Source organism: Echinicola marina, assembly GCF_020463795.1.
Taxonomy (GTDB): Bacteria; Bacteroidota; Bacteroidia; order Cytophagales; family Cyclobacteriaceae; genus Echinicola; species Echinicola marina.
On record NZ_CP080025.1, the window covers coordinates 417,208 to 437,557 of the forward strand.

18 protein-coding genes are annotated in these 20,350 nt (G+C 43.9%); 2 read left to right on the forward strand and 16 right to left on the reverse strand.

What is annotated here, in order from left to right; translation table 11 throughout:
• Positions 1-22: 22 nt before the first annotated feature.
• From KZP23_RS01915 to KZP23_RS01925, 3 genes are all read right to left on the reverse strand, one after another.
• A complete protein-coding gene (locus KZP23_RS01915) occupies positions 23-307 on the reverse strand; it encodes a helix-turn-helix domain-containing protein (protein ID WP_015264241.1) in 285 nt (94 codons plus the stop codon).
• A gap of 393 nt (positions 308-700) precedes the next feature.
• Positions 701-1,027, reverse strand: a complete 327-nt coding sequence (locus KZP23_RS01920; protein WP_015264242.1) for a hypothetical protein — start codon at positions 1,025-1,027, stop codon at positions 701-703.
• 16 nt (positions 1,028-1,043) lie between these two features.
• Entirely contained in the window at positions 1,044-1,430 is a 387-nt protein-coding gene (locus KZP23_RS01925; protein WP_015264243.1) for a helix-turn-helix domain-containing protein, read from the reverse strand.
• 577 nt (positions 1,431-2,007) lie between these two features.
• Between KZP23_RS01925 and KZP23_RS01930 the strand changes: the two genes are divergently transcribed.
• Together KZP23_RS01930 and KZP23_RS01935 are read left to right on the forward strand one after the other, a co-directional pair.
• Positions 2,008-2,430, forward strand: a complete 423-nt coding sequence (locus tag KZP23_RS01930; RefSeq protein WP_015264244.1) for a helix-turn-helix transcriptional regulator — start codon at positions 2,008-2,010, stop codon at positions 2,428-2,430.
• 115 nt (positions 2,431-2,545) lie between these two features.
• Complete coding sequence (locus tag KZP23_RS01935) at positions 2,546-3,010, forward strand: hypothetical protein (RefSeq protein ID WP_015264245.1); 465 nt, start codon at positions 2,546-2,548, stop codon at positions 3,008-3,010.
• 185 nt (positions 3,011-3,195) lie between these two features.
• On the opposite strand, the gene KZP23_RS01940 is transcribed toward KZP23_RS01935, so the two are convergent.
• From KZP23_RS01940 to KZP23_RS02000, 13 genes are all read right to left on the reverse strand, one after another.
• Entirely contained in the window at positions 3,196-4,371 is a 1,176-nt protein-coding gene (locus tag KZP23_RS01940) for a relaxase/mobilization nuclease domain-containing protein (protein WP_015264246.1), read from the reverse strand.
• The gene (mobC, locus tag KZP23_RS01945; protein ID WP_015264247.1) at positions 4,361-4,705 is read right to left on the reverse strand and encodes a plasmid mobilization relaxosome protein MobC; all 345 of its coding nucleotides are present in this window, start codon (positions 4,703-4,705) and stop codon (positions 4,361-4,363) included. Before mobC ends, KZP23_RS01940 begins: the two co-directional genes overlap by 11 nt.
• Before the next feature lie 101 nt (positions 4,706-4,806).
• A complete protein-coding gene (locus KZP23_RS01950) occupies positions 4,807-5,346 on the reverse strand; it encodes a toprim domain-containing protein (RefSeq protein ID WP_041738254.1) in 540 nt (179 codons plus the stop codon).
• Complete coding sequence (locus KZP23_RS01955; RefSeq protein ID WP_226334467.1) at positions 5,343-5,669, reverse strand: CHC2 zinc finger domain-containing protein; 327 nt, start codon at positions 5,667-5,669, stop codon at positions 5,343-5,345. The genes KZP23_RS01950 and KZP23_RS01955 overlap by 4 nt, the downstream gene beginning before the upstream one ends.
• A gap of 145 nt (positions 5,670-5,814) precedes the next feature.
• Positions 5,815-6,096 (reverse strand): helix-turn-helix transcriptional regulator, encoded by a 282-nt coding sequence (locus tag KZP23_RS01960; protein WP_015264249.1) that lies wholly within the window; start codon positions 6,094-6,096, stop codon positions 5,815-5,817.
• A 207-nt stretch (positions 6,097-6,303) separates the two neighbouring features.
• Positions 6,304-6,774, reverse strand: a complete 471-nt coding sequence (locus KZP23_RS01965; RefSeq protein ID WP_226334468.1) for a JAB domain-containing protein — start codon at positions 6,772-6,774, stop codon at positions 6,304-6,306.
• Positions 6,775-7,135: 361 nt separating this feature from the next.
• Positions 7,136-8,182 carry a GntR family transcriptional regulator gene (locus tag KZP23_RS01970; RefSeq protein ID WP_015264251.1) on the reverse strand — a complete coding sequence of 349 codons (1,047 nt, stop codon included), beginning with the start codon at positions 8,180-8,182 and terminating at the stop codon, positions 7,136-7,138.
• Between the two features lie 189 nt (positions 8,183-8,371).
• Complete coding sequence (locus tag KZP23_RS01975) at positions 8,372-9,721, reverse strand: glycoside hydrolase family 140 protein (protein WP_226334469.1); 1,350 nt, start codon at positions 9,719-9,721, stop codon at positions 8,372-8,374.
• Positions 9,722-9,759: 38 nt separating this feature from the next.
• Positions 9,760-12,084: a glycoside hydrolase family 3 C-terminal domain-containing protein gene (locus tag KZP23_RS01980; protein ID WP_226334470.1), complete on the reverse strand. Its 2,325-nt coding sequence runs from the start codon at positions 12,082-12,084 to the stop codon at positions 9,760-9,762.
• Between the two features lie 290 nt (positions 12,085-12,374).
• The gene (locus KZP23_RS01985) at positions 12,375-13,085 is read right to left on the reverse strand and encodes an SGNH/GDSL hydrolase family protein (RefSeq protein WP_226334471.1); all 711 of its coding nucleotides are present in this window, start codon (positions 13,083-13,085) and stop codon (positions 12,375-12,377) included.
• An 11-nt stretch (positions 13,086-13,096) separates the two neighbouring features.
• Complete coding sequence (locus tag KZP23_RS01990; RefSeq protein WP_226334472.1) at positions 13,097-15,652, reverse strand: hypothetical protein; 2,556 nt, start codon at positions 15,650-15,652, stop codon at positions 13,097-13,099.
• A gap of 80 nt (positions 15,653-15,732) precedes the next feature.
• Positions 15,733-17,154, reverse strand: a complete 1,422-nt coding sequence (locus KZP23_RS01995) for a RagB/SusD family nutrient uptake outer membrane protein (RefSeq protein ID WP_015264256.1) — start codon at positions 17,152-17,154, stop codon at positions 15,733-15,735.
• Between the two features lie 18 nt (positions 17,155-17,172).
• Positions 17,173-20,346, reverse strand: a complete 3,174-nt coding sequence (locus tag KZP23_RS02000; protein ID WP_226334473.1) for a SusC/RagA family TonB-linked outer membrane protein — start codon at positions 20,344-20,346, stop codon at positions 17,173-17,175.
• Positions 20,347-20,350: the final 4 nt, after the last annotated feature.

Here is a 20,350-nt window from a genome sequence, read left to right on the forward strand (position 1 = left end):
TCAAGTCAAACAAGGAAAATAATTACTTGGCCAATTCCCCTTGTACAAAATTTAAGGCATTCAAACCTTGTGGCTCTTGGTCAATATCATCTATAATCTTATCAGCCAACCAAAGCAGTTCCAGTTCTTTTTCATCTACCTCCAAAAAAGCTGCGATTTTTTTTAGCTGATTCTTTTGAGCCTTTCTCTCCCCTCGCTCCAGTTTACTGACCAAAGCTGTATCCGCTTCAATATAGGCCGCTACTTGTCTAAGTAGAAAACCTTTAGCTTCTCTTAGCTCACGAATTCTTCTTCCCAAATAGGTCATAGGATACAGATTTAGGTTCTAAAATCCTTTACAAATCTATTATTATTTCTGAGACTTGTCAGAATTAGTCAAATATAAAAAATACCATGAAAATTAAACGTGTCACATTGGCCTTTTTCATATTTCAAGCTTTTTTAACGCTTAATAAATAATTGACTGATTCAACAGAATAAACGAAAACTGTATTTGTTATATGAATTTTTAATTGATGGTTCTTCCGCTTTCAATCAAACTTAAAGAGAAATAACAAAACCCATCATTTATCTGGGATCTTAATAAAACAGTAAATAGTTTTTGTACTACAAAGGAATTTCTATCAGCGAAGATGAAGCCTTTTAAATCCACCTCAACTTCTCACAAAATTTGGTAGGTAAAAAGTTATTTGAATTATATTTACTGGTCATTTTCACTTTGACTTTTCAAATAAAACAGCTTGTTCAACCCCTCATAACCCTCCTCCGCCAACACCCTCAACTCTTCACCTAAACTGGAAATAGGATAATCCAGGCATCTATCCATATAGCCCATATAAGTATCTAAAAAATCATTCTCCAAATGCTCTGGTACTTCCATCAGCCGCTTGACCAAATCCATAATACCCAGATGATGTCGATGGCCGGCATCCAAGTCCAAATTATCCAAGCCCTTAACCAGCTGGTTATGCTTGAGATCTTGACGGATCAATTCTCTGATAAGCTCGTCATTTTGAATATTGATCATAATGTTCTTATTAAGTTTAAACAATAGCCTCCTTTATCAGGCTTTTTAAAGTATCATTGCTGTCTTTGAGTTCTCGGAGTATCTCGATTAAGGTATCAAACTGGCTACCATCCATGAGAACTTTCCTTTTTTCGAGTTCATCAAAATACTCAATCAGTTGCCCTGGCCTTATGGTCAAAATATGAATGGGATCAACCTGCACATAATCGGCATATTTTTTAATCAGGTCCACCGTGATTTTGGTTTCTCCACGTTCATATTTGGTATAGGCGGCCTCGCTGATTCCTAAATGAAAAGCCAGCTCCATGGCCTTAAGACTCCTCAGTTTTCTAAAGGTCATCATATTATGTCCTATTGATTGATTATCAAGGAGCGCTTCTTTAAACTGGCTTGGATCACTCATATCTAAATATTAAGTAGTTCTAAATGACGCTTTATCCTAGTTGACTTTATTTGTGATAGCATAATTACTCTGTTATAATCAATGCATTCTTTGTTACTTTTTTTCTGCAGGTAAAAAAAGTAACCAAAAAACCCCGCCGCTATACATCTATTGGGTTAAAATAAAAGCCTTCCCTCATGCAGGCAAACTCCTCCTGTAAAACTGCCAGCCAACTTTTTAATCGGCAATTCGTCAAATCTACCTTTGGCGGCAGACAGGCATGCCTGCCTTTCTGCTTACCCTCTTCTTTAATTTCTTAACACCCAATATCTGCAAGGCGGACCAGCATATTTGTTTGTTTTACCAAATTAATAATAGGCCCAAGTTATTCTTTCTAAACTAAGGCGAACCTATTTTAAAGGTATCATCCTCAAAATTAAGAACTGCAATAATACAATTTATCCACCCTCCCAATTCTAAACTATTCCTACAGGAATAAAATATTCCTTGATTCACCTAACCACCATTTATAAAAACCATTTCCCAAATTCCACCAATTTCCTTAACTTGTCTTTTAGTTTTTTAATAGCCAAGAGTTATGACCAATTCAGCTGCACGAAATATCCATCAGGGACGCAACATCAAACGCTTTAGGGAAATGCTGGGCATCAAGCAAGACGCCTTGGCCCACGAACTGGGAGAAGACTGGTCCCAAAAGAAAATCAGCCTACTAGAGCAAAAAGAGAGCATAGAGGAAAATATTCTAAAGGAGGTAGCAGAAATCCTTCATATTCCTGTTGAGGCCATCCAAAATTTTGATGAGGAGCAAGCGGTGAATATTATTTCGAACACTTTTAATGAAGGATCATTTTTAAATACTGGGCACACCCCTACATTTAATGTTAACCCAATTGACAAATTGCTTCAACTTCATGAAGAAAAAATTGCGCTATACGAGAGGATGTTGAAGGAAAAAGATGAAATGATGGCTAGGTTAGAACGTTTGATTGGAGGTAAATGATTTTATTTAGCCCCTAAGTAATCTCTACTTTTCCAATTCTAAAATATCCCCCTCAAGAATACTTCATCCCATCATCAGACCCGACCTTAAATGGCGTAACATAAAATGTACTGCCATGAAAAAGAAAAAATCTAAAGTGATTGTAGTTGACAAATACAAAAAATACACTGAGATAGGAAACATGTATTCTTCCCGCTGGAGAAAGTTGGACCTATTTATCCCCAGTAACTTCCGGTTACTATGTGCCATTCTAAAAGTAAAGCCAGAAGACATCTTAATGGATTTTATGTGGATGGTATGTTATGGAAATAAGGATGCTACCAACAAGCAAGCCAAATCTGCTCAGAAATACTTTCTGACGGCTCAGTTTGGTCAACCCTCTTATTCTAAAAAAGAAATCAAAAAGATGTTTAAGGAATTAAAAGCTGTCAGAACACTCATTAACACCACCGATAAAATGAATGAAGAAGACCAAGAGCTATTCTGGAAAAATAAGCATATGTATCTAGAATTCTGGTATAAAAGGTGGTTTGAGAAAAACACGAGGAAGGAGGATTTTTCCGTTTTGGAGAAATTCTAGGCTACAATGCATGGTCTGAACTTTTGCCAACATCAAGCGGATTGTTAGGTTTTATGCGGGAGTTATATGGTCTTATTAGGGAGCTTAAACGAAGGTTGAGTTTACACTGGTTATTAAAACAAGGGTAAAAAAATGATCTAATTTACCCTCGTTAATTATGTAAACCATTACCTAAAATTACTAATTTAAATACTTCTACCCTTTTTCCGTCTCTTTTTTTTCTTCTTAGGAATTTGACCTACCTCCCCAGTATCAGGAACAGGCCTAAGCAGCAGATCAAGAATATCAATGGTACCACCAACAATTTGATGACTAAGGTAAATTTCTTTTCGATCTTTTGTTGCTGTTCGTGCTGGTATTGAAGCTCCATCTTTATCACCTCGAGTTTGGAATTCATTTTGATCCCGCACTGATAATTGGTCTCGATCTGATCGTTCAGTCTGTCCTGCTTTCTGCTGATGTGCAGGAGACTGTCCTGCATCTTGGGAATGTACCCCATGAACTCGAGTTGTTTTTTCATCATTTCCTGATAGCCCTCTTGGGTATTTTGATGTTGTTCTTGCGTTTGCCTGGCCAATTGCTTGGCGATCTCTAGTTTGCTCATAGTGTAAGGTATTTGCGATGTTCTTCCATTTGAATTGGTTACCCAAGGATTGTCCTTTGGCCTTGAAGCCATCATAGCAATAGGCTACTCCTGATACCCTGCCGGTACTGGCCTGGTTGAACAACAGGTTGGCTCCTGAAGCCTCTACTTGATGGATAAAATCCTCAATGGTATTGGTCCGCTTTAAGGCCTCTGATATTATTTGCTGTAGCACCATTTTCTTTGAGGGTTTACCGGTTCTCATTACCATTTCGATTTCATCCTTATTGGGCGCCTTGACTTTGGCCTCCTTGCTGCTCTTTACTTGCTGCAATCCATATTTCTTTTCCAGTTTTCGCACCAGGCTTTCACTCCTTCTGTAATTGTTGCTGTCCGAGACCACGGTTCCATCAAATCGGTTTCTCAGTGCCAACAAATGGCAATGGGGATGGTCGGCATCATGATGTCTGAAAATAAAATAGGCATTGTCATCGAATCCCATGCCTTTCAGGTATTCATTGCCTATGGCCAACATTTTATCATTTGATATTTTTTCCTCCTTGCCAAAGCTTAGACTGACATGATAAGTGTTCCGTTTTAGCCTGGGATTCATACTCTTCATCAGCTCTACTTCTTTCTTTACCATTTCCCTGTCCAAACTGGTGAAGTTGGTTTCCAGTACTTCCGCCCGTTTGCTTTCATCACTGGTCAGCATCTTTTTGAGATTATAATCCAGTGCTCCCATAAAGTTTTTGCCGATGGACTGTTTAGCGATCATGAAGCAGCAGTTTGATGACCTGGTCCAGTTTTGTAGAGATGGCGTCAATTGCCTTCATCCTGTCCGCTGGCACCTCAAATTTTGAATTGAGTTGTTTGGCTATCTGGTTGATATTATTACCAATTCTTTTGAGCTCCACATAAGTCTGTTTGTCCAGTTTGGGGACCTTCGCCTTGGGCAACCTGTTTTTGAACACGCAAGCCCTGACCACGTCAGCGGCCGGCATCGCTGCCACCTCGCATAAACTCCCCAGCAGCCGGACCTCTTCTTCGGTCATCCGGAAAGTAAACTTTATATTTCTCTTCTGGTCTGCGGGTTTCTTTGGTCTTCCCATGAGTGAAATGAACGGAGTGAATTTCAGCCTGAGCGGAGCGAAGCAAGCCGTTTTGGTCTGACCAAAACATGGCTTGCTTCGCTCCGACTTGTAAAACGTTCCTACCTTCGCATGCCAACGCTTTTTGACTTTCGATGGTAATCGTTTAGATCCTTATGCCCCAAATAGTTGCCCGATTGGTCAGTGCATTGGCTGAAGTCTTTCAACAATCTTTTTGTCCAGGCCTTGCCTTGTATATCGTTGTCAAGGTAAAGGTTGACCCGTGGAAATCCTGCCAAAATCTTCTTTGCCGCATCCATATTAGACAGGGAATTGAGAACTAAGAAGTCATCTGGCTTCACTTCTTTTTGGTTGCGCTCGTAGAAACTGAGCAGGTCAAAAATTCCTTCGAACATATGAAGGTTGTTGCCTTCTCCTGGATAGTAGCTAATACCCTGGGCACTGCTTCCTTTCCAATAGGCATTCCGAATGGCCCAGCCGTTCTCGTTCCTATTTCCGATCCCGAAATACTTTTTGTCCCCTATGGAATAATACACTTCCATACAGAATCTGGATGCGGTCTCGACACTTACCTTCCGGTGAAGAAGGTAGTCCGTTAAGGTCGGATTGCTTCCAATGGCTTTTACCGACCGGATGGTCATTTTGGATCCTGTTCCTTTTCCATGGGTTCCTGTGGGTGAAAAGAAAAAGAGTTACCAGTAATATCTTCGATGTAATGAAGGGCATCGGAAACCGAAATGCCCGGTTTCAATTTCATGACCAGATCAAGGACCTTTCCGCCATAATTATTGTCCCCAAAATCAATCCATAGATTCTTGGAGGCACTGACCTTAAAGGAAGGTGTGTTTTCTTTCCTGTATGGGGAATGATAGAAATAACTGTCCCCTGAAATCTTTGATGGTTTGATGCCAAGCTTTTCCAGAAAACCAATAATGGAAAGGTCATTGGCTTGTTTGATGTTCATGGTAAGGTTGTTAAATGGTGAAAATGTAAAACATGATTACTACGGATACTACCAGTGCGGGTGTGGTAGGCTTTATTAATTTTCTTATTAGTTGCCCATCCTATCTAATAGCTATAATCTTTGAAGTAGGAAGTACCCTGAATTTCTATTTTTTAAAGCCGTTCTTTTGCCTGCCCGCATTCATGACCTCCGACTTTTTGAAATAAACCCTGGTATTAAAGACATGCTCCTTTAAAAACCCTTCCTTTCGCCAATTATTGATCGTCGTTCGGGACCTACCCAAAAGCTTCATAACTTCAGGGATTTGGATCAATTCATCATCCGGCTCTTGAGCAGGTAAAACGTCCGAAAGCCGAGAGGCAACCGCATCGGCGATTTCATCTACCAATACCTCCTTTTCAATTTGTGTTAAGATTACATCGTTCATGGCATAACTGTTTGATTACACTCCAAACTTGCCAAAACTATCTTTTGGGTAGTTAATCCGGGTATACCCAAGTTTTCAAAAAAGTTAGGTTTCTACCTAGATCCCTATCTCATGCTTGATCCTCTTTTGAAAGTTCCCTTTAAGTTTTTTGAACAGATGGTATTAAAATTTTGGAAAGAGAATTCATGACACGAAAAAAAAGGGCCATTAAAGCCCTCCTTCATCAGCATAGGAATAATAGGATTCACTGGTAACAATTATATGATCCAGAACCGGCAATTCCATCAATTTACCCAGTTTGACCATTCGTTCAGTCAAATTGTTATCGGCATTACTTGGGAATCTATTTCCAGAAGGATGGTTGTGGACCAAAATCATTCCTGAGCTATTCGATTTTACCGCAGCTGCAAAAATGATTTTTGGATCAGCAACAGTTCCAGAGGTTCCGCCCGTCGAGACATCAACGACTCCAAGAACCCTGTTGGAACGATTAAGCAACATCACTTTAAACTGTTCTACGAACTGCAGTTTTGACTTATCCCAGTTTTCCAAAAGGACATCATAGGCTTCTTTGGAAGAGGTGATTTTAGGGACTTGGGAGAGCTTGACTTTGGGCCGGTAACTAAGGACGATTTCGGCTACTTTGTTGGAAACGATATTTTTGCTTTGGGTATCCATAACATTTCATTTTTAAGGTTAGAAATTAATTTGGATACCATCCCAGCTTGAGGGCAATCAAGGCCAAGTGGCAACGGAATAAATGAAGGCCTAGCGGGCAGCCCAGTGTTTATGCCGAACGCTCTTGGCACGCTACAGCAGCCCGAAAGCTAACTTTGTATCTGATTAATGAATAAATTATGCCCCTAATCTTTTGAAATTGTCCTATAAGTATCTACTCTTAACATTGAATTCTAAACTTTTTTACCTATTAGTGCATTTGTAAACGAAGCCATGCCCACAACAAAAAGTAGGGCTTCCTAAAATGCCTTTATAAATTAAACTTTTGGACCAAATAATGAAGGGAAAACTAAATCAATCTTCATATAGAGCTCCTCTTTATAAAAGAAAAGTCATTTTTATATTGAATAATTTTTCTTTCAGAAACACATCTTGCTGCTAACTCTCCCATTTTTTTAAAGTCTGTTGACAATACCGAAACATTAAACAATTTTTTAATTGGAGTATCATTATAACTGATTACACCTATGTCTAGCCCCAAGGCATATTTTTTTGATTTTACTCGAATCATAACTTCTAAAAAATCATTTTCACTAATCACGACATAAGCCTGGCCAGCACTAAAACAACTATCCAGAGATGAGACATCAAACACTTCGAAAGCCAAATCATTTTTTTTACAAAAAGTGATAAAGCCTTGTTTCACTTCTATGGGATAGCTATGAAAATAGCTTTTTGGGTATATAAGATTGATCTTTCCATATCGCTTGATTTCATTAATCGCTTGAGTAAGGGCCAAATTGATATCCTTTTCAAAATCCTGATAGATGCAACTATAATTTTCTTTTAGATCAGGAATTTTCTTTTCTAAAACAATCAACTTTTCCCTTGGGATATTTTCTATACGTTCAAGGATTTGTTTAGGTAGCCCATAATGTTCTTTCTTAGGAACATGAAATAATGGTATAACCACTACATAATCATAGTTTTCGAATGAAGTTCCTAATTGGTCCATAAATATATGGACATCATTAAAAAAGAGACGAAATTCAATATCATAATCTTTATTTAGAGCTTCCTGCATTGTTTTAAAAACCTCTAATTTATAAGGACTTACTTTATTGACTAAATAGAGTATTTTCCCCACTTGATGTAGGACTTTCTTTTTATTCACATAGTAACCTTTTGAAGGTTCAGCCATCACTACGCCTTTCTTCCGGAGCCAATTATAGGCCTTCTCAATTGTGTCCCTTGATAGATATAACCGCTCACTCAACTCGTTTATTGAAGGAAGTTTATCCCCATTGGATATTTCTTCAATGTAAATAAGAGAATAAATTCTATTGGCTACTTGTTGATATTTAGGAACTCTTGAACCTTCATCGATTTTGATATCAAAGTTCTTCATAAAGTCCTCTATTTTCCATTAATTAATATAAACAAAATTTATTATTTGATCATTTTCAAACCTTGACCCGTGTTTTCACTGCACCTTACCACGGACCGAATGAAAGGTCACGAGTAGAGAAACTCTGCCCCAACGAATAATAGCCACCTTAAGTTCTTATCCTGTGAGTACGGGTCGAATTTGACTTTTTTAATAAGCCCTTTTTACATCGTCCATGATCAGCACCCAATCGTGCTCGTTGCCCTGAGAAGGTGGAGTGAATTTTCTAACGCCTTTGTTTTTGTAAACTCCGGCGATGGTTGTTTCGCCGGTTCTGGGGTTGTACCAACTGGCCTTTACTCTTTTTCCCGATATTCTGCCCATGACAACTTCAAAGGGATGTCCTGAAGAGGAATAGATAAAGGCGTAGTCGTTTCCTCGTGTAGCCATAACGCGCTCCCGGTAATGATCAGAACTGCTCACGATCATAGATGGATCAGGTATGCGGTCCAGCATCGGGCGCGACTCCATCAGCTTTCTTACAAAAGTCATAGAACTGGCACCAGGCAGATCCAGCGATTCATACCAGGGTCTGGTAGCGGAAATGTGGCGTTTGCGCTCTGGGGCATACATTTGCCAGACGTTGTTGCACCCATAAGTATGACCGTGTGCTCCTGCGAATAAGCTGAGATAAGCCTTTCTTCTTACATCGTTCGGATCGGAGTAACCATTTTTTTCCAGATCAAAGCAGACAGGGATCTCTTCATACATCGGTTCTCCATCCATCGTAGGTTTTACTGGCTTCAGGTTGTAGTCGTGGCTTATCTTTTCCCATACTTTTGTGTCGGCACAATGGCTGGTCTGGAGCATATTAAAGTCCAGCCATTCGTCTTCATGAAACCAGGTCGACGACGCGGTCTGCGGGTGAAATGTCATTAATGCCTTGTCATTTCCGCCCACAGTTTCCACAATCCCTCTGGCCATCGCCCGCCAGATCTCTACATCGTCGCTGTCTTCTCTGGGATTTCTATCCCCGCCTATTACCCAAATGATATTGCGATTGTGCTTGTACCGGTTGCCGATGAACCTGCCATATTTATAAGCATTTTCCGGATTAAAAATTTCAGGACCTACACCCCACTTGTTTTTGAAGACTTTATCTCCCCAGGTGGGCAACAGCGCAATGTGCAAATTCAGCTCAGCCGCCTTTTCAATGACAAAATCCACGTGCTTGAAATACGCTTCGTTGGGCTTTGCGGGATCATTGTCAGTCAAAGGAAGCTCTCCGTAGGCGTTTGGTTCTTCCAGTCCGTTATGCTCGGCAAGCACTACCGCCTGAATTACCGTAAATCCTTTGCCAGCTCGGTCTTTCAGGTACAGGTAAGCCTCTCCCCTGTTCAGCCGGTGGAAAAGTTCCCAGGCCGTGTCGCCAAGATAGAAAAAAGGTGTCCCATCCTGGTAGACAAGAAAGCGGCCATTGTCGCTCACCGTCAGATTCGATTGGGCGAGACTGCAAAGAGAAAGAAGAAGGGCCGAAAAGGTGAAAAATAACGTTTTCATAAACCTGTTGATCATCAATGGTTGCTTACAAATTTTCTTTATTTCCTTTTGAACTCCGATATTTTTTCCTGCGGAACAAGCACTTTGTGCACTTTTTCCACCGTCAGTTCTTTTTCAAGATCGAAACCGGCAGATTTCCTGATATCTCTGGAAGAAGCCCCCACATGGACGGTATATTTTCCAGCTTCTGCTATCCATGCGCTTCGTTCCGAAACGAAAGAAGCAAGTGAGCGTGCATCCAGCACGAATGTAATGGTTTGCGATTCGCCGGGCGCCAATAATTTCGTTTTTGCAAAATTCTTCAATTCTTTCACCGGCTTGTCCATAGCTTTGCCGGGGGCAGCCAGATACAACTGTACCACTTCCCGTCCCGCCTTGTTGCCTGTGTTTTTGACATCTGCCGTTACTTCAATCTCATTTTCAAAAGTTTCTGAACTCAGCTTCAGGTTGTCATAAGAAAAATCGGTGTAAGACAATCCAAACCCAAATTCATAAGCCGGATTAACTGCAAACGAATCGTAATAGCGATAGCCCACGTAAATTCCCTCCTCGTGCACCACTTTCTCCGGATTTTCAGCGGGTGTGCCGGGAAAATTCTTCGCGGTGGGAACGTCGGGGTAATCCAGAGGAAACGTTGTAGCTAATTTTCCAGAAGGATTTACTTTTCCGGTGAGGATATCCGCCATAGCATTGCCACCCTCCTGCCCCGGTTGCCAGGCCAGCAATATCGCATCCGCCATATCTCTCCAACTTGCAGTCTCAATCACTCCGCCAATATTCAGGACTACCACTACTTTCTTCCCTTTTGCCCTAAATGCTTCCGACACATTCTTCAGCAGGTTCTTTTCCCCTGCCGTCAGGTAAAAGGTTTCCAGCTTCCGGTCGCCTCCTTCGCCAAACACCCGCATTATGCTAACCATGGCAATATCGCATTCCTCCGCTTTCTGTCGGATCATGCTCGCATCTAGCGGCAATTCACCCAGTATGCTATCGGGTTTTGGCATAGCGGTAATCAAACTATCCGCTTCAAGGTTCTGCGGTTTTCCTTTTTTCAAGTAGTCGATGTACTGTTCGCGAAGGGTAGCATCGATCTCGTACCCCGCATTTTCCAGTCCCTGAGCTAAGGATATGCTGTACTCGTTGTTGACCATTCCGCTGCCCGTGCCCCCTACGGTCAGTTTGTAGGAATAATTTCCGAAAGGCGCTACCTTTTTAATATCCGGTTCTAATGGCAGAATATCAGTATCATTTTTTAACAATACCATGGATTCTCCTGCAGCTTCACGGGCAATTTTTATACTTTCTTTAAAATTTGGTTTATTGGAGTAGGAATAATCTTTATAAGTAGAGGTGCGGGTGATTACATCCAGAATACGGGCGATATTTCTGTCCACCGCCTCCATCTCAAGGCTACCGTTTTCCAGCGCTTCGGCGATGGCATCTGACCAGTCCTGCAACCCCGGCATCAGCAGGTCGTTGCCGGCTTTCATTTGCTCCACCGGATCATCACCGCCGTACCAATCGGTAAGTACAAATCCATCAAACCCCCATTCTTTTCGCAAAATGATTTCCAGCAATTCTTCGCTTTGCGGCGTATAGGTGCCATTCACTTTATTATAGGACGACATTACCGTCCAGGGATCACCTTCTTTCACGGCTATTTCAAAACCCCGCAGATAAATCTCCCGCAATGCCCTTTGGTTTACAACTGCATCTATGGTTCTCCTGTTTGTTTCCTGGTTATTCGCTACAAAATGCTTGACGGCCGTGCCAATTCCCTGCGACTGTATCCCCCGTACCAATGCGGCTCCCATTTTTCCGGAAATCAGCGGGTCTTCGGAATAGTATTCAAAACTTCGCCCTCCCAGCGGATCGCGGTGAATGTTCATGGCCGGCGACAACAAAATATCCACGCCGTATTCCAGCGCTTCATGGCCCATAGCGTTCCCCACCTTTTCCACCAACTGCGGATCCCAGCTGGAAGCTACCAAGGTCCCCACGGGAAATGCCGTGCAATAGTAAGTTTCAGGATCTTCCGGGCGGTGTGGGGCTATTCGAAGTCCCGCAGGACCATCCGACAACATAATGGAAGGGATGCCCAAATGAACAAACGGATAGGTGTAACCGCCCACTGCTGTTATATTTTTCTGTTTTCTTCCCGGCAGGGGCACTGGCACTACCTCCCTCCTTTTGGCGCCGGTCACTATCAGCGATTTTTCTTCTATGGTCATAGCATCTATAACTTCCTGTACCGGGCTTTCGCCCAGCCTGGGGTGTTTATCCGTTGTACAGGATAGATTTATAGTGAGGAAAGAAGAGAGAAGTAAAAGGGTTGAGTATTTAATATGATTAGAAAATTTCATTTTTTAATATTTAGAATCTCCTTATTAGAAGAAGATGTAAGTTGCTATTTATCGTTTGTCCTCAAACCCGACAGGCTTTCCTTTTGTCTTGATAAAAAAGGAATAAGTCTCGAAGTGATTCTTCTGGGAAAATCTAGGCTGTGAATTAAAATGCTAACATTTGAACGTATTCAATTCAAGGCCGGAGTATATGTCGTTAGTCCATCCTTCGAAAACTACATGTTGGTATTTCTTGTTGATGGTGACATAAGCAGCAAATTTTGAAGCCAATTTTGCTGTTGCCGGCACATTCAAAACCATTTTACAATTTCACCGGCGATCAGTTCGTGCCCACGGCGATTGGGATGATTTACATGCGACATATAGGCTTTAATATCTCCTTCTTCACGAGCCTTCTTTTGAAACTCCGCAAACGGATCTGCCAGGCCTACGCCATATTTGGCCGCCAGTTTTCTGATCTGCTCCGCATGCTGCTCCAGCTGATTGCCCGGCGCCAGGATATCGTGCCGCTGGTCGGGCGACGGCGTAACGAGGATCACCTTTAAGTTTGCTTCCAAGGCTTCCCCGATCATCTTTTCCCAGGCCACTCCGGACCTTTCCAGACCAATACCCAGATCGTTCAGCGCGTAATCGATAAACAGCACATCGGGTTTGTGAGACAGCACATCAGTGGTGACCCGCGGCTGCCCTTTTTCGGAATACTCCCCGCCAATGGCCGTCACGATGACATTCACCACGGCATGCGGATACATTTGTTTTACTTTACCAAGTACAATATTAGGGTAAGAATCAAGGGTGTGCACCTCAGAATTGTGCCAATAACCTGCCGGCACAGAATGCCCGTGAAAGACCAGGTTGATCGTCCTGTTATTGGGCCAGCGGGTGGTCAATTCCTTTTTAAGGTCTGAAAGATAAGTAGCAGTATCTGCCACATTCAGGTTCTGTGCCACGGAACATGTGGACATCAGGAAAATCGAAAACGCAAAAATTATAACTCTCATTTTAAAATTATTTACCAGGATACCAACAGCTCGCCGGTCACTCCTTCCGCTACATAACTGTTACCAAACTCTTTTTCTCCTTTTTTAGAAGATATCTTTCCTGTTTTCCAGGGATATCCGCTATTCAGGTAGAAATTGATCTCATCTTCTGAAATTCCTTCGTCGGGATATATCCTTACAGTCGCATTTTCAAGTCCCGAAACCTGCAACCTCCGGGTAATTCCCAGTTCGCCGGAATGCATTTCTTTGCAGGAAACTATGCCGTTTTGCTGTTCCACAAATACACGGCACTCGCGATTCCAGGCCGTAGGAAAAGAATAGGTCGCAAAACCATCTTCCAATTCCGTGTCGTAGCCCAACAACACTGGCGCTCCCTGACCAAATTTAAACCGGTGATCCACCGTAGTGTTCGGCACGTATCCGGCAAAGAAAAACCCATTGTTGCTGCGCGAAATGCTCAGCACCGGACTTTTTACCGCAGGATCGCGTTTGTCCACGGCATATTCCAACCCGCACTCTTTGAGCGCATAGCGCAAATAAGAAGGCCCGGTGAAATATTTTGCGGGATCGTCGGGCTCCAGCAACCGCTCCCCTTCAAAATGGCTGGAATTTGTGCCGCGCAAATAAATGACCTTCCCGTCTTTCCAACCGGGATGCTGCCTCACCCAGAGCGCATCGCGCGAATGATTTCCCTGCGACATTTTTACCAAAACACGCGTGTAAGGATCCTTCCGGTCTTTTACCTGGCTTCTCAAACCGCCGCCTGAAAACAAGGCGTCGTGCCGGATCGTTTTCGGATATTTCTTTTTCAAAATATCGTTTTCATAATTCCCTGTAATGCTAAACTCTCCCTCCAGCGGGTCATCATTCCTGAGATTAACTAGCGAAAGAAACTCCTCGCCTGCACGATCCGACGGCCCATAGATGATCACTTTTCCACCACTTTTCACAAATTCCATCAATTGTTTTTCATACTCCGATCCGGCATCGGGAACAATGGTCATCAGCACCGATTCGTCGAATAGATCCGGCTGATTTTGTAAAGCAGACTTAAAATTTCCGGTGGAGATCACTGTATTCAGTGGCAACCCATTGTTGATGGCCTGGCGGATAAACCAATCGCCATAGTAAATTTCTGACAGGCGATCTGGCTGCATACGTGCCCACTGATGGTATTCTTCAAAGGGATATACCCAGACCAGGGGACCCGGAGCCGTGGGGGCATCGTACCTGGCTTTCAGGATATGCGGTATTACCTCGTCCGGAACCTGGGTGGGCATATTCCCATAAGAATCATCTATCGTTAAAAAGTTCAAATGTGTGGGTAGCGCCACTTCTCCCTTCCCGTTGATGCGGGCCACCGACATGGGCAGGTAAATATCGTGAGGCTCACGGCCATAGCGATCAAGCCATGGGCTGTTGAGCCACCAGGGATCGTGTGTATAGTACCGGAAAATATAACGGTCATCGGGCAGCTCTGCCATTCGCGACAGGTATCCGACCAGCTCCAGTCCGAAATCGCCGTCGAGCGCCGCCCAGGGAGAATTGGGCGGCGGCAGTATGTTGAAATCACCTTCATAAATGGCCTTTAGGTCAACGCCGTCCTTGGCCAGGTCGACCCCTGTGGAGAGGTTTGTGCCGCGGGTTTCAATCCTGAAACCAGGACATTCCTTGCGAAACAGGCTCCAGAAGTCGATGATCTTTTTGCGGGTATCTTCCAGCTTATCCGCATTGAAACCAGTACCGGTGAAAATAGTTCCTGTAGACGCCCAGGGCTCCATGCCAAACCCGAATCCATTGCTGAACCAGATATAATCAAAATCCAGGTCTGACAGGAAATGCTGGCTCTGGCGGCCAAAGAAAGTGCCAAAAGGCGTACCCCCGGGGATACCGTTCGGAAACCCAGCGTATGCAGCGTCATCGGCATTCAGCGTAGCATAGCTAAACACAAATGATTTGTGCCCCATAGCACTGCCTTCCAGTATTTCCGGATGCTTTTCATACTTGAAAGGCGATTTGGCAAATTCAGGCCCGGGATCGAAAGTAGCCCCGATCCTCACTGGCTTTCCGGTAATCGCCTCTCCTGTTTCTTTCAGTGTATTGACAATAAGTTTAAGATCTTTGTAGGTAAAATCCGGCGGATTCTCCATGTACAAATAGGCCCGCTCGTGAAGCGACAGCTCTTTAGGACCGGAGCCCACTTCATGTTCTGTGTTTGGATTTCCGATATATTTGGACCATTCCAGCGGCTGGTTGAGATCTCCCGAATAATCGAGTATTTCCGAGCCATCTGCCGTCCAGAGCATCACCGAAACGGTATCGGCGTGCCTGAGCAAAGAATGCCACTGGGTAAACATTTCCGACGCTACTTTTTTAAAGTAGGCTTCATCGTTTTGCTTGAAAGGCTTCAAAGAGGCTTCCAGTGTAATGTTGTGGAACGGTTTTCCTTTTAATGATGTTTCCACCAACGGACGAGGATCCTGCCCGGGTGTTTTATTAGAAATGCCGCTGCATCCCTCCAGTACCAGCAGCAGCGAAATCAACACTAAAATTTTACTTTTAAACATATGTAATCTTAAATTTATCTGCTCTCTAAAAATCTTCCTCATCGGGATTTGATCCCGGTGAGGAACATATCATTAACTGATTAATATCCGGGGTTCTGTTTCATTTCAGGATTGATCTCAATTTCCCTTTGCGGGATTGGCATTATCAACTCGTGATCTTTTACTGAGAAATTTACACCTTTATTTTTAAAGTAGTCGTCGATCTCTTCCTGCGCGCGCGCTGTCCGCACCAGGTCAAACCAGCGGTGGGCCTCAAAAGCCAGCTCCACCCTTCGTTCGTGTGCTATCGCTTCCCGCATGTCTTCCTGGCTAAGCCCAAGGTGCGGTGATAAATCAACCCTGTCCCTCACCGCATTTATATATTCTTCGGCATCTTCCGGCTTGCCCTGCTCATTGAGCGCTTCGGCGTACATCAGCAAAACATCGGCATACCTCAAAACCGTAAAATTGATAGAACCATCCCGGGGATTTTCCAAGTTCAGGTCCACAAATTTCAACCCGTGACGAGCGTAAAATTTCTCTTCTGAAGCCGGGGCGATCGTATCGCCTACGGATGCTCTTTTTCTCTCTCCTTCTTCATAGGCATTCATCAGATCGAGTGTCGGATTGATCCTGCCGGAGCCCTGCTGGTTGTTGGCCAACAAGCCTACCGTGGCCGGTGTAAACAACACTGAATATTGATTGCCCAGGTTATCTCCGGATATAAATTTCAGTTCAAAAATTGATTCAGAAAGATTTTCGTTGCCCGCGGAAAACAGGCTTTTGTAATCGTCTACCAGAGAATAATCCTTGGAATCGATCACTTCCTTAAGCTTTGGTGCGGCCAGATCGTACTTCTTTTGGGTAAGATAAACTTTTCCCAGGAGCGTTTTCACCGTACCGACCGAGACGTATCCTTTGTCGGGATTCATGGCTTCCGGCAACAACGATTCCGCATCCTTCAAGTCGATTTCGATCATCGTGTAGACCTCCTCCTTGGATTTCAGCGAAAGATCAGAGGCATAAATTTCTTCCGGACTACGAAATTCCACGTCGGCAACGGGAGCTTTCCCAAAAGTCTGCACGAGGAAGAAATAGCAGAAAGCCCTGATGAACCTCGCCTCGCCCATTATCCGGTCGTTTACTTCCTGATCAATGTTAGCCGTATTCAGCCGGTTGATGATCACATTGCACCGGGCAACTGTATAAAGCGCCTTGTTCCACGCATTTTCAATGATCGGGTTTTCGGAAGTGATGATCATTTCGTCAAATTCCACTTCGGCTGCAGACGATGAAGAAATGGAAATCTCCGCATTGTCTGACGTCAGCTCACCGATATAAAACATCTCGGACGTATACAGGCCTTTGAAAGAGGCGTATATTCCCAACATCGAGGTTTCAAAATCATTTTCCGTAAGGTAATAATTCTTGTCATTGATCTGGTTTTCCGGCTCCAGCTCCAGGAAATCTGCGCAGGAAGTGAAGGCAAGCAAGAGGAGCAGTATGAATATGTAATTCTTCATGATCTTAATATTTTGTGGTTAAAATGACACCCTCAGTCCTAAAGTGAATATCCTCGGTATGGGATAGGAGAAATAATCTATACCGCTGGCTGCAATGTTGTCGCCGGTAGAGCTGGCCTCCGGGTCATAGCCGGGATAGTCTGTGAAGGTATAGACATTGGAGATATCTCCGTACACAGACAGTCCGGAGAGGTTAATTTTTTCCAATGTTTGCCGCTGAAATGTATAGGAAAGATTAATGTTCTTGATCCTGACATAAGATCCGTCAAACAAATACCGCGAATTGGAGCTTATCCCTTTCGCGTAATCACTCCTGATGGCACGGGGCGTGAAACCGTTGCCGGGGTCGTCCAAAGATTTCCAACGCTCATCGGTAACGGCCAATTGATTTTGTACGCCTGCCGCATTGAGGATGATCTCGCCGCCCTGGAAGTACACGTCATTGCCCTGAGACCCCGTCACACTTATGCTGAGTGCGAAATTGTCATACTCCAACCGGTTATTGAACCCAAAGGTATAGTCGGGCCAGGGATCGCCTACAAAGGTTTTGTCGTCGTTGGTGATCACCCCATCACCGTTGACGTCTTCAAACTTCAGGTCTCCCGGTTGCACGTCGGGATGTTGTTTCGGATGGGCATCCACATCGTCCCAATCCTGAAATACACCAATAGCATGCAGCATGTAAAAGCTGGAAATCGGCCTTCCTACTTCTGTAAACTGGTAGGCAGAATTTTCAATTCTGGCATTATCTGAATTGAGTACCAACACTTTATTTTTGTTTACCCCGATATTGAAATTGGAGTTCCAAGAGAAATTCCCTGTGTTGACGACAACGGCATCCAATGTGAATTCCAACCCTTTGTTTTCCAGCTCGCCAATGTTTTGGGTGGACGCTGAAAACCCTGAAATCGCTGGCAAAGAGGCGTTAAGCAGCAGATCTTTTTTATGATTTTTATAGGCATCAACAGAAAGTGTGAGGCGATTGTCGAACAAAGCGACATCCAGCCCGATGTTGGTTTGCAGCGATCTTTCCCAGGTGAGGTTTTCATTTGCCAGGCTTTGGGGAATGATCCCTAGGGCTGCCTGGTTGCTTGAAACATACCGCGTAGTGCCCAACAACCCGATGTGCGCATAATTTCCGATAAGGTTATTTCCAGAAACTCCGTAGCTGGCCCTTATTTTCAGATTATCGATAAAGGTGACAGATTGCATAAAAGGCTCTTCAGATATCCGGTACCCCACCGAAAATGAAGGGAATGTACCCCATCGGTTATTGGGGCCAAACCTCGAGCTTCCGTCGCGGCGCACGGTACCGGTAACCAGGTATTTCCCTTTGTAAGTATAGTTTACCCTGGCCAACAAAGAAAGCATGGACCATTCCGAAACATAGTTGGTTCCGGCGTTTACGTTTCCTCCTGCGAGGTATTCGATATGGTCGGTGGGAAAATCAGTGGCGCCTGCCTGTAACCAATCCGTTTTGTCTTTTTGCGCAGTGAAACCGACAATGGCATCCACATCGTGAACTCCATTGATCGATCGACGGTAGTTAAGCACATTTTCGTTTAACCAGTTCAGATTTGTTCTTTGGTGAACACCCGCTGTGGCCAAACTGGTCTTGGCACCCCATTCACCAATTTCAGAAGATTTCCATAGCCTGGTATGGTCGGCTATGTAGTTTATCCCTATGGAAGATTTAAGCGTTAAGCCTTCGACAATTTCATATTCCAGATAGTTGTTGGTAAATACATTGGTAGAACTGCGCGTGTCACTAAACTCATCAATGATCAACAGTGGATTTTCCACCGGCACGCCCAACGGGTCCAGCAGCTCTGAAGTATAGTTTCCGTTTTTATCATAAACCGAAAGCGCTGGGGAGCTGGCCAATGCTGCCGATATTAGTCCGCGCTGGCCCAGATGCCCCTCCGCTCTGGCAAACTTACCCCAGGAATGCGATCCAGCTATAGAAATCCCCAGCTTGAGCCTTTTGGTAAGGTAAGCGTCAATATTGGATCGCAGGTTGAATTTCTTAAAATCCGATCCTTTAATGATTCCCTCCTGATTAAAGTATCCACCGGAAACATAATAGTCAACCCCTTCCTTACCTCCACTAGCCGAAAGCTGGTAACTTTGGACAACCGACGGACGGAAAATAACATCCTGCCAGTTGGTGTTTACGGTGATGGCTTCCGGGTTTCGGAATTCAGGTTTTACTCTTGTACCGGCAGATCTTACTTCATTGGGATCTGAAGCGTTGCCACCCGAAAGCACCCAGGCATTATCCCTTCCATCAGCCACAAATTCAGCAAATTGGCGGGCATTTAGCATGTCCAGCTTATTGGCTATCATTTGTACGCCATTGCTAACATCGAAGTTAATTTTAGATTGTCCCTGCTTTCCTCTCTTCGTGGTAATAATGACCACTCCATTTGCCCCCCTGGATCCGTAAATGGCTGTTGCTGAAGCATCTTTCAGTATCTCTATGGATTCGATATCCGCAGGGTTTATATTGGTCAGGGGATTTATCTTGCTGGCCGTGTTTTGTGCCATCCCCCCGGAGGAAAATGAATTCCCATTGAAACTGCTGACATCCGAACCTGATCCGCCTGCGCCCATGGCAAAACCGTCAATCACATACAGCGGTTGGTTGCCACCGGTAATCGAGCTAACACCCCTGATGACAATGTTTACATTACCGCCAGGAGCTCCTGTTGTTTGGGTGATCTGTGTTCCCGCAATTTTTCCCTGCATCATCTGATCGAAACTTGGAGAAGGTATGGATAAAAGCTCCTTTCCGGAAATGGTACCTACGGCACCGGTAAGATCGCTTTTTTTCTGCGTTCCATACCCAACCACCACCACTCCTTCCAGGCTCTTAAGATCTTCCTCCAACGCAACATCCACGGTAGTCTGGTTCCCGATCTGTACCTCCTTGCTAAGGTATCCGATATACGAAAAGATCAGAGTGGCATTCGCGGGAACGGAGATGCTGAATTCTCCTGAATCATCTGAGACCGTGCCATTCGTGGTTCCTTTCTGCACTATGGTGGCCCCAATGAGCGGCTCTCCTTCAATAGCGTCGGTTACCCTGCCGCGGACAGTAGGTTGCGCGGCGAGCTGATGTGACAATACCGCAAAGCAAAGAGTTATCCAACCCCATCCTAAGATTTTTTTTCTATTCTTTATTGATAACATAACT

What these genes read in the sequence shown, in the direction of transcription:
- KZP23_RS01995 (WP_015264256.1), bottom strand. Translation starts at nt 17,154, where the DNA reads ATGAAGAATTACATATTCATACTGCTCCTCTTGCTTGCCTTCACTTCC.
- KZP23_RS02000 (WP_226334473.1), bottom strand. Translation starts at nt 20,346, where the DNA reads ATGTTATCAATAAAGAATAGAAAAAAAATCTTAGGATGGGGTTGGATA.
- KZP23_RS01935 (WP_015264245.1), top strand. Translation starts at nt 2,546, where the DNA reads ATGAAAAAGAAAAAATCTAAAGTGATTGTAGTTGACAAATACAAAAAA.
- KZP23_RS01955 (WP_226334467.1), bottom strand. Translation starts at nt 5,669, where the DNA reads ATGAACATCAAACAAGCCAATGACCTTTCCATTATTGGTTTTCTGGAA.
- KZP23_RS01915 (WP_015264241.1), bottom strand. Translation starts at nt 307, where the DNA reads ATGACCTATTTGGGAAGAAGAATTCGTGAGCTAAGAGAAGCTAAAGGT.
- KZP23_RS01980 (WP_226334470.1), bottom strand. Translation starts at nt 12,084, where the DNA reads ATGAAATTTTCTAATCATATTAAATACTCAACCCTTTTACTTCTCTCT.
- KZP23_RS01975 (WP_226334469.1), bottom strand. Translation starts at nt 9,721, where the DNA reads ATGAAAACGTTATTTTTCACCTTTTCGGCCCTTCTTCTTTCTCTTTGC.
- KZP23_RS01965 (WP_226334468.1), bottom strand. Translation starts at nt 6,774, where the DNA reads ATGGATACCCAAAGCAAAAATATCGTTTCCAACAAAGTAGCCGAAATC.
- mobC (WP_015264247.1), bottom strand. Translation starts at nt 4,705, where the DNA reads ATGGGAAGACCAAAGAAACCCGCAGACCAGAAGAGAAATATAAAGTTT.
- KZP23_RS01970 (WP_015264251.1), bottom strand. Translation starts at nt 8,182, where the DNA reads ATGAAGAACTTTGATATCAAAATCGATGAAGGTTCAAGAGTTCCTAAA.
- KZP23_RS01985 (WP_226334471.1), bottom strand. Translation starts at nt 13,085, where the DNA reads ATGAGAGTTATAATTTTTGCGTTTTCGATTTTCCTGATGTCCACATGT.
- KZP23_RS01930 (WP_015264244.1), top strand. Translation starts at nt 2,008, where the DNA reads ATGACCAATTCAGCTGCACGAAATATCCATCAGGGACGCAACATCAAA.
- KZP23_RS01925 (WP_015264243.1), bottom strand. Translation starts at nt 1,430, where the DNA reads ATGAGTGATCCAAGCCAGTTTAAAGAAGCGCTCCTTGATAATCAATCA.
- KZP23_RS01960 (WP_015264249.1), bottom strand. Translation starts at nt 6,096, where the DNA reads ATGAACGATGTAATCTTAACACAAATTGAAAAGGAGGTATTGGTAGAT.
- KZP23_RS01990 (WP_226334472.1), bottom strand. Translation starts at nt 15,652, where the DNA reads ATGTTTAAAAGTAAAATTTTAGTGTTGATTTCGCTGCTGCTGGTACTG.
- KZP23_RS01940 (WP_015264246.1), bottom strand. Translation starts at nt 4,371, where the DNA reads ATGATCGCTAAACAGTCCATCGGCAAAAACTTTATGGGAGCACTGGAT.
- KZP23_RS01920 (WP_015264242.1), bottom strand. Translation starts at nt 1,027, where the DNA reads ATGATCAATATTCAAAATGACGAGCTTATCAGAGAATTGATCCGTCAA.
- KZP23_RS01950 (WP_041738254.1), bottom strand. Translation starts at nt 5,346, where the DNA reads ATGACCATCCGGTCGGTAAAAGCCATTGGAAGCAATCCGACCTTAACG.